This window comes from Sphingobium sp. CFD-1 (assembly GCF_024611115.1).
Lineage (GTDB): Bacteria > Pseudomonadota > Alphaproteobacteria > Sphingomonadales > Sphingomonadaceae > Sphingobium > Sphingobium baderi_A.
The window spans coordinates 2,168,959-2,185,369 of sequence record NZ_CP084398.1 but is presented as its reverse complement, the minus strand read 5'-3'; the positions used below and the strand labels follow the sequence as shown (position 1 = coordinate 2,185,369).

Here is a 16,411-nt window from a genome sequence, read left to right as displayed (position 1 = left end):
CGCCAACCGTTTGCGGATTGGTATAATCATGCTGTGCGGCGTGGTTGCGAGCCAGATCATGGTGTCGATGGCGACTGGGGCTGACCCCCTACCTCGTTTGTCGGCGGTCTTCAGCACACGGCAAGTCCATCCCCAAATCGATGCGCGGGCATCCACGATCATGGCGCATTCCCGGTAATAGAACTCCCAGACGGAATAGCCAGTCAGCGGCTCTAATCGCTGTCGAAATTTCGGCGCGTGATGCCCAAGGAGCTTCTCGCTTGATTGTCCGCAGTCCTCGTGGCGCGCGCTCGGAGTGGCTACTTCTGGCCTGTGGATCTTGGCCAGTTCCACGCCGGTTTTGTTCATACCGTCTGAGGCGAGCCGTTGGTATCGATAGCCACGCGGGCGTCCTCGACGGTGGGCACCTCAAAGTCTAGCCCACATGCGTCGATCGCCGGGTAGGCGACATAGAAATCGAATGCCAACCCACAGATAATGTAACCGGGTCGATGTGCTCGCCGGCCGGGCTTCCTGCATAAAATGCGAAGAGGAAGGATCGCCAGGAACGGACAGGCGCGGACTTCACGTTCATCTTGAGCGATTATCGAAGCTGGCCGCCGGGATGTCCCGACGGCCGTCTGCTCGCTGCGAAGGTCAGAAAGCGACGATGATATTGTCGTCGACCGTGGTGACGCCGGGAGCGGCCCAAGCCGCACGCTCGGCGATCTGGCGCTCGTTCCACGCCTTGACCTTGCCGCCCAGCGTCACCTTGCCGCCATCGGTGAACACCGTCACCGATGCCGCATCGAGATCGGCATTGCGCTTGAACGCAGCCATGATCCGGTCCTTGATATCGCCCGACGTCGGCAGCTTGCGCACCTCGATCAGATTGCCGACGCCGACGACGCCGTTGACCTTGCCGACGACCTTCCGAGCCTCGTCGCTCTGGTAGTGCCAGTCGACCGTGCCGCTCAGCGTCACCCAGCCATGCTCGACCTTCACCGCGATCTTGTCGTCGGGGATCGAGACGTTCCAAGCGAACATGTCGAGGATGCGCTTGGCGATTTCATGATCGGCGGTCTTCGGATCGGAGGCGAAGCGCACCTTGATCTCCTCGGCGAGCGCCTTCACGCCAGCCACGCGCCGTGCCGCCTTTTCCGCCGCCAGCTTCTCGGCATAGCTCTTCACGAAACCCGACAGCGTCACCACGCCGTCGGTCACCGCCACCCCGATATCCGCATGATCGACGCTCGGCTCCCATTCCAGTTCCGCCATCACGTCACGCTGCAATTGACTGTCGCTCTTCATCTCAGCTCTCCTTGGCTCGCATAATAACCGTCCCAGGTGGGTCGGCAGCTTATCGACGGCCATAAACCGGGGACCATCGGCAAGTTCATCGCAGGGCGCCAATGGCTTGACCGCGCATCGGGGGATCCCTGCAACGTCTCTTGTCTGTTGCCCGGCGCTGCCACAGAATCCGTAATGTCCCGGAGGCGCCAGGGTATGCCAACATCCCCGGCACGCCGCGGCTCGACTCCCTGGCCAAGCGACAAATTTCAGCCGAGCGCGGCGGCAGGACGGCGCCCGAAGACGATCGGCTAGGTAAACTCCCCAATATAGGCGCCGATGGACCGCCATTATCCTCAGCAAGACTCGGCGAAGGAGGCCATCATGAGTGACGAGAGCACCATCCGGGCGAGCTGGCCCTCCGGTGATCCCGACACAGCCGCGGTGCTGCTTGCCGCCCAGCGCCTGTGGCAGTTGCCACTGACGCTTTGCACGATCTGGTGGAACGCGGGCGTGGAGGCACTTTGGCCCCATATGCAGCATCCGCACCATCCCGCCCATCACGACGAGCATGACCAACTCGTGGTTCCCGAACCGATCGAGGCTGAAGGCGAACATGCCCTGTTCGCCTGATGAAAGGTCTTTCCCTCGTCACGGGATCGACCATCTTTAACCTGAGGAGAAGCAAGATGAACGATTTGACCAATGTTCCAGTGACCAAAACGCGTCCGGCGTCATCGTTGCGCGATCTCGCAACCCAGATCAGCGAGCCGGTCGGCTGGCTGCGGTCGGAGATCGACCGGCTGTTCGACGATTTCGGTAGCTCCGGCCGCAGCCTTTTCCACTTCGCTCCGCGCGGCGCCTTGGCAATCGTGCCGGCGCTCGAGCTGGTCGATGACGAGAAGGCCTATCGTCTTACCGCGGAGCTTCCCGGGCTCGATGAAAAGGATGTGGAAATCAACGTCGCCGATGGCGTGCTCAGCATCTCGGGCGAAAAGAAGGAAGAGGAAGAGCGCAAGGAGAAGGGCTTCCTGCTCAGCGAGCGCCGCTATGGTTCCTTCCGACGCCAGATTTCGCTTCCCGCCGATGTGGATGCCGAGGGCATCAAGGCGCAGTTCAAGGACGGCGTCCTGACAGTGACGCTGGCCAAGGACGAGAACGCGGCTGCACGCACGCGCAAAATCGCGATCGAGAAGGCCTGAGCCAATGGCGACGACATCGCCTGGCCGCGGCACGCCGGACGACCAGGCCGATGTCGTCGCCTTCCTCGACCAGGGTCACGCCTTCGAGCGAACGCGCCCCACGCGCATCGATACCCACTGCGCCAGTATTTTTCTTGTCGGCGACCGCGCCTGGAAGCTCAAGCGCGCGGTCCGGTTCGGCTATCTTGATTTCTCGAGCCCCGACAAGCGCCATGCCGCGCTCGAGGCGGAACTTCGCCTCAACCGCCGAACCGCGCCCGATCTGTATCGTGCTCTTCATCCGATCACGCGGGAAGCCGGCGGTCGGCTGGCGATCGACGGCGCCGGTGACGTGCTCGACTGGCTGCTCGAAATGCGGCGCTTTCCCGATGATGCGCTGCTCACCCATATCGCCGATCGCGGCCAGCTCGATGAGCGCATGCTGATGCGGCTGGCGGACCACATAGGCGCTTTTCACTCAGCAGCAGCGGAGGCTGATCGGGCTCACACGGGTGCGAAATCGTTCCGCCGCGTCGTAGACGGTAATATTGCCAGCATGGCGGCCTTTCCCGATATCCTCGACCCGGGCAAGGCGAAGCATCTGGGCGACAGCCTGCTCCAGATGACCGATGATATGGCACCGCTGCTCGATGTGCGAGCCCGGGAAGGCCGGGTCAGACATGGTCATGGCGATCTCCATCTGGCCAACATCGCGCTGATCGACGGCGAGCCGACCTTGTTCGACTGCCTCGAATTCAGCGTCGAACTGGCCACGATCGATGTCCTCTACGATCTCGCCTTTCTCCTGATGGATCTCTGGCATCGCAACCTCCGCACCGAGGCGAACATCGTCTTCAACCGCTATCTCGATCTGTCGCCGGCGGATGAGAGCGGGATCGGGCTGCTGCCCTTGTTCCTGTCGGTTCGCGCCGCGATCCGCGCGCATGTGCTGGCAGCGCAGAGCCTGCGTGCTCCTGAAGACAGGGCGCTCGCGCAGAATGCGCGATCCTATCTCGAACTTGCGCTCGCCATGCTGGTGCCCGCTCCCCCGCGGCTGGTAGCGATCGGCGGACTCTCGGGAACCGGCAAGTCCAGTCTCGCACGTCGGCTCGGCGGCGCGATCGGACGCGCGCCCGGTGCCAGGATCCTTCGGAACGATGTACTGCGCAAGCGCCTCGCGGGGCTGTCTCCCGAGGCAAGGCTTCCCCGCGGCAGCTATTCGGCGCAGGCCGCCGCCCGGGTCTATGAGACAACTGACAGGATGGCCGCATCGGCGCTTGCGCTCGGTCAATCCGTCGTGGCCGATGCGGTGTTCGCGCAGCGTGTCGAGCGCGAGAGGATCGAGGCGGTCGGGCGGCAGTCGGGTGTTCCCTTCGACGGTCTCTGGTTAGAAGCGGCGGCAACCGCGCGGCTCAGCCGGGTCGGGACGCGCGGCGCCGACGCGTCGGATGCCGATGTTGCAGTCGCGCAGGCCCAATCCCAGCTGGAAATCGGCGATCTCGGCTCGTGGCATAGGGTCCATGCGGACGGATCGCTGGACGAGGTGGCTGCGGTGGCGTGCGCCAAACTGGGACTCTGCTGACGGAAACGCCTCACCTCATGCCGGTAGGCATGTTGGCCGCAGCCTTTGTCCGCGCCCGCTATTCGTCTTCGCCGGTTATAACTGTGAGCCGCCGGCCGGTTTCACTCCTTGCGAGACTGTCGTTGGTAACCAGCACCGTTGCGCCCTCGGTCAGGATCGCTGCGACGGAACGCCGGAATTCCTCGGCGACGCGCAATCGGTTCCGATCCTCGGATGGCGCCGTCTGCTGCGCCGGCGATGCCTCGCCGGACAACGGGATGTGCAGCCAGTGAAACCCGGTTTCATCGATAGCGCGCAGCGTATAAGCCTTCGTTCGGTCGACGGCGGTGTCGGGTGCTATGGGTGCGGATCCGATCTGGCGGCCGTTGCGGAGCACGATCATTCGTCGATCCGCGGTGCTGATCACGATGGATACAGATCCCGAGGGTGACAGTTCGGGACGCCATGTGAACGGCCCGGAAGGTGGAGCGTCGTCGATGTCGGAGGCGGTCGGCCGCATGGGATCGGGTACCGGCGCGACACGCGGCACTGCCGCCTCTTTCGTGATGACGACGGTCAAGCCGAGGCGGGTGACGCCATAGAGAAGCCTGGCGAAGCCCAGCGGCAGGCGGATGCAGCCATGCGACGCGGGATAGCCAGGTAGATTGCCGCCGTGCAGAGCTACGCCGCCCCAAGTCAGGCGCTGCATATAGGGCATCGGCGCATCGTCGTAGAGGTTGGACTTGTGGTCGACATGCTTTTGCAGGATCGTGAACAGCCCCGTTGGTGTCTCATGTCCGGGCTTTCCAGTCGAGACCGTGGAGACGCCGATCGGCACGCCGTTTCGGTAGGTGACGGCCCGCTGGTTGGCGAGGCTGATGATGATCAGCACGGGGCCGGCGGGAGCAATATCAGGCGCCCAGATATATTCCCCCGGCTTTAGCCGCTCGACCGTCTCAAGGACCGAACTCGTATCCAGCGTCGGTTGCTGCGCGGACAGCGGCACGGACAGCATGCCAAGGAGCAATGCCGACATCATGGCCATCCCTATGCTGCGACCCAAACGCGTCGAGGTTCGCGAAATCGGATATATCGCCAAGCTCAAACACGGCATGGTTCGCGTAGCTGAGGCGTATGTGCCGGCCGAACGCATCGCATTTGATCCTCGATAATCTGTCATGTCGATCCTGCGGACAACGATCCGTATCTGGACCCGTCGCACGCGAGAATGATGTGATCGGCACCGTCCCGGGATTGGTATTATCCCCTAGTTATCCGCGCCGCCCTAACCTCTAGCGTGCGATTTCAAACGGGATCGTAGCGAAAACGAGGAGGGCGTGGTGAAATCGATACTTCTGCATATCAATGACGATCACGGACAGACGGAGCGGCTTGCCGTGGCGCTGGACCTTGCGCGCGCCCACCAGTCACATATCACCTGCGTCCAGGTCACTCCGTTCAACAGCTATGTCGTCGGCGACCCCTTCGGCGGCCTTTATGCCTCTTCGCAACTGCTTGAGGCCCTTCAGGCGCGCGACGATGAGGAGCGAGAACGCATCGAGCAGCGACTGAAAAGCGAGGATATCTCCTGGGATTGGGAGCATGCCGATGGAAATGCCGCCGATGCGCTGGTGAGCCGCGGGCGCCTGGCCGACGTCCTGATCTTGAGCCGCCAGTACAAGGGGCAGGATGACACGCCGGAGCCTCTGCCGATCGTCGCCGACGTGGCCATTCACGCGCGCGCGCCGGTGCTGGTCGTGCCCCCGGGCACGACCAGCTTCAACGCCAGCGGGCCGGTCGCCATAGCCTGGAACGGATCGATCGAAGCCGCGCACAGCCTGCGTCTGACGCTTTCCTTCCTGCGGGTGGCGAGCGAAGTCCACATCGTTACCATATCGAGCGATACCAGCGAATTTCCACCGATGGACGCAAGCCGATATCTCGCCCGGCATGGCATAGGTTCTCAGTTGCACGAATGGCCCCAAGAGGCGCGCACGATCGCGCAGACGCTTTTGGACGCAGCGGGAGAACTGGCGGCATCTTCTCTCGTTATGGGAGCCTACGGGCACTCTCGGCTGCGTGAGACGGTGCTCGGCGGGGTGACCCGCGACCTCCTGTCCGACACGTCCGTTCCGCTGCTGCTGGCGCATTAGCCGCTCCGTGAGAATATCCGGTGGCGCCCAAGCACAGCAGGCGCTCCGCACATGATCCAATTCTATTGACGGGATGCTGAGCGGACGTGTGCGGCATACGAACTGAGAATCGGATTTTCGGCAGCATTGTTGACCTGCGATCCGGGGAAACCGCTTGCGCGGATTGAGCCGTTGGCCGTCCCTGGGTCCTTCGAAGGATTATCCGAATATGGCTGTTGGACAGATTGCTTTCATGCCTCATCGGGACTGGCGAGTCGTGCTGTTCGAGGCGGACGGCACGCGCCATGACTCCGTAGATACACTTATTTCGAGTCTCTTCCGGATCGGTCACCGTGGCCGCCATCAGAAATTGCGGCGTCGCAACGAGCTTCGGGCTTGTCCTCGAACGCCTGGCGCTGGGCGTGGTGGCCCTGTGTTAGGGCGCACGGAAAAATGCCGCGCAAGACAACAGGAGGCCGGAATATGTCGACATCGAACGCACTCTTCCCAGGCCGCGCCGACACGCAAGCGGGAACCTGTCACGTCGTCGCGTGCCTGGATCGATCCGAGCACGCGGCCGGCGTCGTTTTCCATGCATTTGCGATCGCCCAGGCGCTCGAGGTTCCGGTAACGCTGCTGCAGGTGCTGGAAGGCCAGCCGGCAAAGGAGATGCGGCCTGACCCGATCGAATGGGATCTTCGCCGGCACGAGGCGAGACGCAATCTGGGGAAACTGGCAGCCGCTCCCGAGCCCTCGACTACCATCGCCGAGATCAAACTTGCAGAGGGTGCAACTGCCGAGGAAATCTGCCGGTTCACCTGCGGACAGCCCGATTGCCTTCTCGTACTTGGCACCCAGGGCGAGAATGGCGCAAGCCAGAAAGGCATTGGCGGCACGGCCCACAATGTTCTCGATCGGGCGCCCGGTTCGATCCTGCTGGTCCCGATCGCGGCCTCTGCCGCGCCGGCGCCGAGCTATCGGCGCATCCTTGTGCCCGTGGATGGATCGACCTGGGCCGAAAGCGTCATCCCGCTCGCGGCCCGGCTTGCGAAATCGGCACAAGCGGAACTGATCCTCGCGCACGTCGTCCCGACGCCGGAACTCACTGAAACCAGGCCCCTCGAGCCTCGCGATCTCGAACTCCAACGGCATGTTGTCGAACGAAATGAAGCGACGGCGCGCGCCTATCTCGACCATGTTCGGACATATGTGGCGGCCATGGGGCTGACAGTTCGGGCGATCTCGATGCGCAGCGAGGATGTTCGCGCTGCTCTGGCCGGGTTGATCCGCGCCGAAGCGGCCGACCTCGTCGTGCTGTCGGCGCGCGGCCATGGCGGCCGCCATCACATGGACGTTCCCTATGGCAGCGTCGCCGCCTACCTCATGACCCATTCGCCCGTGCCGATGCTGATCGTTCGTCCATCCGTGACTGCAGTGGAGCCGATGGTGCTGGCGAATGTCCAGAATGCTCGCCTCCCGGCCGTAGGTCCGGTCTGAGAATGGCGGATGTCGAGGATGCGGACCCGATAGTCGCCGCTGCGCACGAGCTTGCGCGCCGTCACCGTCTTGTGGGCTTGGCCCGCAGAGCGGCGCCGCTGACAACCTGGTCGCAGCTGCCGGCATTGCGTGCATGGCTGAGTATGGCCCGGATCGCCGCTGGCGCCGCGGAGCCGCAAAGCAGCTCGGCGGCCGAATGGCTGCTCGACAACGATTATCACGTTCAACGCGCAATCCTCCAGATCAAGGAGGATATGCCGGCCCAGTTCTACCGGCGCCTGCCCGGCCTCGCGGGTGAGGCGGCGAAGGGCCTGCCTCGCATCTATGCCCTGGCCCATGGGCTGCTCCACGCGTCGCATCTGCAGATATCGCTCAATACCGCGATCCCGATCATCGAACGCTATCAGGATGAAGAGCCGCTGAGCATTGCCGAGCTCTGGGCGTTTCCGGCCATGCTGCGCCTGGCCTGCCTCGAGCTTCTGGTAACCGGCTTCGGACGCATATTCCCGGATGTGGCGCCGCCGTTCGAGGTGGGGCCCGATGCCGCCAAATCCGCCGCAGCGGACGATACCGAATGCGTTTCGCGCGCGATCGCCAATCTCGCGGTGATCTCGACGATCCAGTGGAAGGACTTTTTCGACCGGACAAGCCGCGTCGAGGCGATCCTGAGGCTCGACCCTGCCAAGGTTTATCCGCACATGGATTTCGACACGCGCGACCGCTACCGGCATGCGATCGAGCAGCTGTCTGATCATGGCGGCCTTCCCGAATGGGAGGTCGCCGAACGCCTGCTCATTCAATGCAGGGCCAATGACGAGGCGCCGGCCGATCATGTCGGCTACTGGCTGGTCGGCGAGGGCCGGCCGGCGTTCGAGGATGCGATCGACGTGCGGCCGTTGGCGCTGGAATCGATCGGCCGCAGACTCCTGCGCTATCCTGCGGCGCTTTATACCGCGGCGCTGTTCTTGGCCGGACTTGTCAGCTTTGTCGTCCCGGCGCTCTACCTTGCGCTGGTCGAGGCGACCGCAATGGGGTGGCTGCTGGGCATCGCGCTCACCGCGCTGCCGGCTACCATCCTGAGCGTCACGATCGTCAACTGGGTCGCGACACTGCTCGTGTCGCCCCGGGTGCTTCCGAAACTCGATTTCGAAAAGGGGATCGCCGACGATTGCCGGACAGCGGTCGTAATGCCGGTGCTTGTCGCGCATCCGGCGGACGTGGCGGCGATCCTCCAGCGGCTGGAAGGCCACTATCTCGGCAATCCCGATCCAAGGCTGCAGTTCGTTCTGCTGAGTGACCATGCCGACGCCGACAGCGCAAGCCTTCCTGGCGATGCGGATGTCGAGGCCGCGCTGGAAAATAGCGTCAAACGCCTCAATGATACCTATGGCAGCGCGGGCAGCGGCCCGTTCCATATGCTGCACCGGCCGCGTCTCTATAATTCCGCTCAGTCGGTCTGGATGGGATGGGAACGCAAGCGCGGAAAGCTGGAGCAATTCAACGGCTATATCCTGCGCGGCGACCTCAGCCCTTTTTCACTCACCGCCGGCCGCGTCGAAGCGCTTCGCGCGGTCCGATTCGTCGTGACCGCAGACGCCGATACCCGCCTGCCGCCGGGTGTAGTCAATCGGATGGTGGCGACGCTCGCCCATCCGCTCAACAAGGCCCGTTTCGATCCGCGCACCGGGCGGGTGGCAAGCGGCTACACGATCCTCCAGCCGCGCGTCGAGATCGCACCTGAAACCAGCGGACGATCGCTGTTCACACGCTACTTCGGCGGCGACACCGCGATCGATATCTATTCGCGCGCCGTATCCGACGTCTACCAGGACCTATTCGGGTCCGGCATATTCGTCGGCAAAGGCATCTATGACGTCGCCGCCTTCGAGCGCAGCGTCGAAGGGCGAATTCCCGAGAACAACCTACTCAGCCATGACCTGTTCGAAGGGCTGCATGGTCGCGCGGCGCTCGCCAGCGACATCATCGTCTATGAGGGCTTCCCTTCCGGCTATCTCGATTACCGCCGGCGCTGGCACCGCTGGGTGCGCGGCGATTGGCAGCTGCTGCCCTGGCTGCTTCCCCTGGTGCCGGGCCGCGCGGGAACGCGCCTTCACAACCGTCTCACCTGGTTCGATCGGCTCAAGATCTTCGACAATCTTCGCCGCAGCCTCGTGCCGCCCAGCCTCGTCGCCCTGCTGCTGGGTGGATGGTTCATCCTGGGCGGCAACCCCTGGATATGGACATCGCTCGCCATCGTCGCGCCGGCAGCCTATCTGTTCACCGACGTCGTCACCGGTCTCGCGCGCGGCCGCCGGCGCGGCGTTCTCCAGGGTGTCCTGCGACGGCTGGGCGATGAACTGGGACGATGGGCGCTGTCGATCGCCTTCCTGATAAGCGATGCCGCCATCGCGCTCAATGCGATACTGATCACGCTCTGGCGGCTAGGCACCGGGCGTGGACTGCTGGAGTGGACGTCTGCAGCGCACACGACAGCGCATTTTGCCGCGCTCGATCCGCGGCGGGCCGCTTGGCGCGAGATGTGGGTGTCACCCGCATTCGCGCTTGCAGTCGGCTCGGGGCTGGTGCTGGCACATGCTGCGGCCCTCCTGCCCGCCGCGCCGCTACTGATGCTGTGGGTGCTGGCGCCTGAAATCGCGTACCGGATAAGCCGTCCGCGCCGCTCCTCGGTCGAGACGCTGGGCGCCGAAGACCGTCTGTTCCTGCGCAGCATCGCACGGCGGACATGGTTGTTCTTTGAAACCTTCGTGAGGCCGGAGGACAACTGGCTGCCGCCCGACAATTACCAGGAGCCGCCCGAGGAGGAGATCGCCCATCGGACGTCGCCGACCAATGTCGGCATGATGCTGCTCTCCACGCTGACGGCATGGAAGCTGGGGCATATCGGCGTGACCGATCTCGAGATGCGACTGCGTAATGCGCTGGACGCGCTCGACCGGCTCGATCGCTACCGGGGACATATGCTCAACTGGTATGATACCCGTACATTGCAGCCGCTCGAGCCGCGCTACGTCTCCACGGTCGACAGCGGCAATCTGGCCGTCAGTCTTGTCGTCGTGAACGAGGCGTGCCGCGATGCTGTTCGAGCCCCCGTGCTTTCCCCTGCATTATGGTCCGGTCTCGACGACACCCTCGATCTGCTTGTCGGCGCGCTTGCGGCCGATCGCGCCGACCCGGATCATGCCTGTCGTACTCTTGTTGCGGCGATGCGGGACGCCGCAACTGCGGCGCGGGACGACAGCGCCTGCTGGGGCGACCGGCTGGACGCGCTCTGCGATCGGGACTGCCCCGAGCTGCAGGAAAGGATCCGCAATGGCATCGCCAACGCGGGGACACTCCCGACGAACGTGATCCGCGACGTTCAGCTGTGGCTCGAGCGGGTTGATCATCATCTGCGCAGCATGCGCCGCGACGTGCAGATATTCCTCCCGTGGCTGACGCTGTTGACGCGCGCGCCCGCCGATTGCGCCGACATCGCCGCCCGGATCGGCCCCATGCTCGCGGGCGAGCGCACGCCCGCCGAAATCGAGGCCGCGTGCGCGGAGGCGAGCGCGCTGCTGGACACATTCGGCGGCTCCCTCGATACTTGCGAAGCAAGGAGCTGGGCGGAAGAACTCGGTTCGGCTCTCGCCCGCGCCGCGGATGCCCATAAGACCATGCGCGACCGGCTGGATGGCATCGCCCGGCGAGCGGGCGCCTGGGCCCATGGCATGGATTTTGCTCTGCTGTTCGATATGAGCAGCCGGCTGTTCCATATCGGCTACAATGTCACCGCCGACCGCATCGATCAGCACCATTATGACCTGCTGGCGAGCGAAGCGCGGCTAGCGAGCTTTTTTGCCATCGCCAAGGGCGATGTGCCTCCCGAGCATTGGTTCTTCCTCGGCCGCCCGATCACGAAGAAGGCCTCGGGCCTGTCGCTGGTCTCGTGGAACGGCTCGATGTTCGAATATCTCATGCCAAACCTGTTCCTGCGCAGCGATCCCGCAACACTTCTCGGCCAAAGCGACCGGACCGCCGTCGATCTTCAGCATGCCTACGCGGCCAAGCATGGCATCCCCTGGGGCATATCCGAATCCTCCTTCGCCTCGATGGGTTCCGATCGCGTGTATCGCTACCATGCGTTCGGCGTCCCGGGGCTGGGCTTGCGCCGTGGGCTTGCGCGCGATCTGGTGGTGGCCCCCTATGCGACTGTGCTCGCACTCGCTGCGCGAACGGTCTTGGCAGTCCGTAACCTTCGTGATCTCGCGGGGCTGGGCATGCTCGGGCGATACGGCTTCTACGAGGCCATCGACTTCACACCCGAGCGGGTACCGGACGGAGAGCGCTTCGCGGTGGTTCGATCCTATATGGCGCACCATCACGGGATGAGCATGGCCGCTCTCGGCAATGCGCTGTGCGGCGATATGTTCGTCCGCTGGTTCCACGCCGACCCCCATATCCGCACGATCGACCTCCTCCTCAACGAACGCATTCCCTGGGAACTCCCGCCCGAGATTTCGCGCATCGAACTCCGCGAGCCGCAGCCGGTCGCCGAGGGCGCGATCCCCCGTCTCCAGCCCTGGAACCCTGGCTCCATCGGCGGTTCCACTGCGCTGCATGCGATCGGCAATGGTCGTCTGACCAGTCGTCTGGCGGCGAATGGGGGAGGGGGGCTCTACTGGCAGCGTTATGCGCTCACCCGCCCCGATCGGATCCCTGGCGACGCCGGGCTCTGGATCTATGTCCGCGATCGGGACACCGGCGCGCTTTGGTCGGCGACGCCGGAGCCGGTGCGCGCGCCGGCCACCCAGGCGCGCGTTCTCTTCGAGGCGCATCGGGTCGAATATCATCGTCGGGATCACGATATCGCTCTGACCATGGCTGTCGGTATCCCGCACGGGGACGATCTGGAGATCCGCCGGGTCACTGTCGTCAACGAGAGTGACCGGCCGCGAACACTCGACTTCACGAGCTATGCCGAGGTCATGCTCGCGCCGCCGCTCGACGGCGCGCGCCACCCGGCGTTCAGCAAGCTCTTCGTCGGCAGCGAGCTGCTGCCGGGCGTGAATGGCCTGCTGTTCACGCGCCGACCACGCGATGCTGACGATCGTCCGCCCGTGCTGCTTCACCGGATCATTGCCGACGACAAGGGCTTCACGTTGCGGGGTTCCGAAACCGATCGCGCGGCCTTCTTGGCGCGCCACGGTAATCAGGCGGACCCCGCCGCGATGCACTCTGATGAACTGGGCGGCACGACCGGCTGGACCCTCGATCCGATCTTGGCGATGCGCGCGGAGTTGGAGCTTCCGCCGCACGGGAGACGCGAACTCGCCTTCGTCACGATCGTTGCGGGCTCACGGGAATCCGCTCTGGAGCTCGCCGAGCGCTATGCGACTTTGACGGCACTCGAATGGGCAATGAATGACGCCCTGGCGGATGCGGCGCGCGAGATGCATCAACTTGGATTGGCGCCTGACCGCGTGCGGGACGCACAGATGTTGCTGTCCGCGTTGCTTCAGCCCGTTCAGTCATCTCCCGGCATGCAGAATGCGCTTGTTGCCGACCGTCACGGCAGAGGCGATCTCTGGGCGCTTGGAATATCGGGCGATCATCCCATTCTGCTGGTGCGCGCAGGCGACGGCCAGCGAACTGCCCTGCTGCGGTTTCTTGCGGCAGCCCAGCAGCTGTGGCGGAGGCGGGGCATCGCGATTGATCTCGTGATGATGCACGAAGGGGCAGCGGGCTATCTTGAGCCGGTGCGCGAGCGGTTGATCGAGATCCTCCGCGAGGCGGGCGTGCAGGAGCAGCTCGGGCAAAATGGCGGAATCCACCTCGTGGGGATCGGGCACGGCGACACCGATCGCGCCCAATTTCTGGAACGCGCCGCGCAGATCGTGCTCGACGAAGCGGCGGGTGCGCTCGGCGACCAACTCGCGCGCGCCGAATCTCCCCAGCTTCGGAGCCCGCGCTTCGAGCCGGTCGGCAGCACCGGGGCGTCGCCAAGCGCCAGTTTGGGCTTGCTCCCGCTCAAGGAGCTGGCGTTCGACAATGGTCGCGGCGGGTTCACGCCGGAAGGCGAGACCTATGTGATCCACCTCGCGCCGGGTGAGACCACCCCCGCGCCCTGGTCGAACGTCCTCGCCAATGACGGCTTTGGCACCATCGTCACCGAGGCCGGTCTCGGTTTCACCTGGGCGATCAACAGCGGCGAAAACCGACTGACCCCATGGAGCAACGATCCCGTTCGGGATCCGCAGACCGAGATCCTGTATCTGCGTGACGAGGAAAACGCGCATCTGTGGACCCCGACGCCGCAGCCCGCCGGGGCCGGAACCGCCTGCCGCATCCGACATGGCGCGGGCTATACGAGCTGGGAGAGCAGCAGCGAAGGCCTCGAACAGGAACTTCAGGTTTTCGTCCCCGTCGACGATCCGGTCAAGATCGTCCGGCTGAGGCTTCGCAACCTGTTGCCCCATGCCCGCCGGATCACGGCGACCTATTATGCCGAATGGCTGCTGGGCGCGGTTCACGGCGAACCGGCCCCGCTGCGGACCGCGCATTATGATGCCGAAGTCCATGCACTGATGGCAAACAACCCGTGGAACGAAGAATTCGGCGAGCGGACGGCTTTCCTGACAAGCAGCCATCCACCGCACAGCCTGACGACGTCGCGACGGGATTTTATGGGCGGCGATGGCGATTCACGCCGGCCCGAAGCGCTGCTGAACTGGGATCTGGGCGGTCGCCAGCAGTCAGTCGGCGCGGATTGCTGCAGCGCCTTGCAGGTCCATCTCGATATCGGCGCCGGGCAAGCCGCCGAGGTCGTATTCGTACTGGGGCAGGGGGATCACCGTGCCCACGGCCGAACGCTGGCGCTGCGGTGGCAGGATAACGCTGAGGTGGAGCGTGCCTTCCAGCAATGCCAGGATGATTGGGACAGGCGTCTGGGCGCCGTCAAGGTGAAGACGCCGGATCCTGCGTTCGACATGCTCGTCAACAGATGGCTCCCCTACCAGACAATTAGTGCGCGTCTGCGGGCCCGTGCGGGTTTCTATCAGGCCGGCGGCGCCTTCGGCTATCGCGACCAGCTACAGGACGTGCTCGCGTTGCTGCATGCCGATCCCGATCTGGCGCGACGGCACATTCTCGCGGCCGCTGCTCACCAGTTCGAGGAGGGCGACGTCCTCCACTGGTGGCATCCGCCGCTGGATCGGGGTGTCCGGACGCATTGCTCGGACGACCTGCTCTGGCTGCCTTTTGTCACTGCCGCCTATGTGGAGGCCACGGGCGACGTCGGCATTCTCGCGGAAGAGGTGCCGTTCCTGCGCGGTCCCCCGCTGGCCGGGGACGAGGCCGATCGCTATGCGCGATTTGATATCACGGATGAACGCCGATCCCTGTTCGAGCATTGCGAGCGTGCGCTCCAATGCGGTCACCGGCTCGGGGCCCATGGGCTGCCGCTGATGGGCACCGGAGACTGGAATGACGGCATGAACCGCGTGGGCGAGCAGGGGCGTGGTGAAAGCGTCTGGCTGGCATGGTTCCTGATCGCCACGATCGACGGGTTCACAGGCCTTTGTGATCGGTTGGAGCGCAACGATCTGGCTGAACGCTGGAAGCCCCGTGCAACGGCGCTGGCCAAGGCGGCCGAACAATCCGCCTGGGATGGCGAATGGTATTTGCGGGCGTTCGATGATGACGGCCGGGCTTGGGGTTCGGCTTCGGACAGCGAATGCCGGATCGACTCGATCGCTCAATCCTGGGCGGTGCTGTCGGGCGCCGGCGGTTCAGAGCGGATCGCGCGCGCCATGTCCGCGGCCCAGCAGCATCTGGTCCGCGACGACGATCGGCTGGTCCGGCTTCTCTCGCCCCCCTTCGACGCGACGCCACGCGACCCCGGCTATATCAAGGCCTATCCACCCGGCATTCGGGAAAATGGCGGCCAATACACGCATGCCGCCGTCTGGCTCGGCATCGCCCTTGCCCGGCTTGGCGATGCCGAGGGCGCGATGCGGGTCTTCGATCGCATCAACCCCATCAATCAGACCCGCTCGAGCGAAGACGTCGCGCGCTATCGAACCGAGCCCTATGTGCTGGCGGCGGACGTTGCCGGCACGCCGCCCCATGTCGGCCGCGGCGGCTGGAGCTGGTATACGGGCGCGGCCGGCTGGACGTGGCGACTGGCGGTCGAGGAAATATTGGGGTTGCGGCTGGTGGAAGGCCGGCTGCATCTCGCGCCTTGCCTGCCGGCGGCATGGCGATCCTTCGAGGCAACGATCACCAGGACGGCGGGCAGCCTGCATATCCGGGTCGACAACCCCGAAGGACTTGCGCCAGGCGACGCGCACATCACGGTCGATGGGGCCGGGCCGCCAGGGGATGGCATTCCGTTTCCCTCTGGAGGCGAGATGCGTGAAGTTCGGTGTCTCCTGACCCCCCGCATTGCCTTGGCATCGTGATTTTTCGCAGGATGGTAACGCTGCAATTGCCGGTTAGATCTTCAGAATATATCACGTAGGCGGGCCGGATATTCGGACGGCCACAGTTGCCATCGAACCAATTCCGACCGTCGGAAGTCCTTTGGTTCCGCCATGGCGCCCAACCTTGGACGTGGCGCTGTTACACGGGAGAACAATCGAAAGAGCATGCGCACGGACACCATAATCATGGACAGCCGGTGGCAGATCAGCTGCTCGAAAAAGTCCGGTTCGCGGCATCATGATCGAGCCGGGAATGACCGCTGATCAAGTCGATCATGCGGGCAATAGCTG

8 protein-coding genes are annotated in these 16,411 nt (G+C 64.3%); 6 read left to right on the top strand and 2 right to left on the bottom strand.

The features are described from left to right. Positions 1-636: 636 nt before the first annotated feature. Positions 637-1,290 carry a BON domain-containing protein gene (locus LDB26_RS11065; protein WP_053085635.1) on the bottom strand — a complete coding sequence of 218 codons (654 nt, stop codon included), beginning with the start codon at positions 1,288-1,290 and terminating at the stop codon, positions 637-639. A gap of 363 nt (positions 1,291-1,653) precedes the next feature. Between LDB26_RS11065 and LDB26_RS11060 the strand changes: the two genes are divergently transcribed. The 3 genes from LDB26_RS11060 to LDB26_RS11050 are packed head-to-tail and all read left to right on the top strand — an operon-like array spanning position 1,654 to position 4,032. Continuing rightward, on the top strand, positions 1,654-1,902 hold the full coding sequence (locus LDB26_RS11060; protein WP_257538428.1) for a hypothetical protein: 249 nt from the start codon (positions 1,654-1,656) through the stop codon (positions 1,900-1,902). Between the two features lie 56 nt (positions 1,903-1,958). Next, positions 1,959-2,471, top strand: a complete 513-nt coding sequence (locus LDB26_RS11055; RefSeq protein ID WP_257538427.1) for an Hsp20/alpha crystallin family protein — start codon at positions 1,959-1,961, stop codon at positions 2,469-2,471. Positions 2,472-2,475: 4 nt separating this feature from the next. Next, on the top strand, positions 2,476-4,032 hold the full coding sequence (locus LDB26_RS11050) for a bifunctional aminoglycoside phosphotransferase/ATP-binding protein (protein WP_257538426.1): 1,557 nt from the start codon (positions 2,476-2,478) through the stop codon (positions 4,030-4,032). A gap of 58 nt (positions 4,033-4,090) precedes the next feature. Here the strand turns inward: LDB26_RS11050 and LDB26_RS11045 are convergent, their stop codons facing one another. Then, the gene (locus LDB26_RS11045; RefSeq protein WP_257538425.1) at positions 4,091-5,050 is read right to left on the bottom strand and encodes a L,D-transpeptidase; all 960 of its coding nucleotides are present in this window, start codon (positions 5,048-5,050) and stop codon (positions 4,091-4,093) included. 301 nt (positions 5,051-5,351) lie between these two features. Here LDB26_RS11045 and LDB26_RS11040 point away from each other — a divergent pair, with 301 nt between their 5' ends. From LDB26_RS11040 to LDB26_RS11030, 3 genes are all read left to right on the top strand, one after another. Further along, a complete protein-coding gene (locus tag LDB26_RS11040; RefSeq protein WP_257538424.1) occupies positions 5,352-6,164 on the top strand; it encodes a universal stress protein in 813 nt (270 codons plus the stop codon). 462 nt (positions 6,165-6,626) lie between these two features. After that, positions 6,627-7,640: a universal stress protein gene (locus tag LDB26_RS11035; RefSeq protein ID WP_257538423.1), complete on the top strand. Its 1,014-nt coding sequence runs from the start codon at positions 6,627-6,629 to the stop codon at positions 7,638-7,640. Between the two features lie 143 nt (positions 7,641-7,783). Then, on the top strand, positions 7,784-16,099 hold the full coding sequence (locus LDB26_RS11030; RefSeq protein WP_257538422.1) for a GH36-type glycosyl hydrolase domain-containing protein: 8,316 nt from the start codon (positions 7,784-7,786) through the stop codon (positions 16,097-16,099). Positions 16,100-16,411 lie beyond the last annotated feature (312 nt).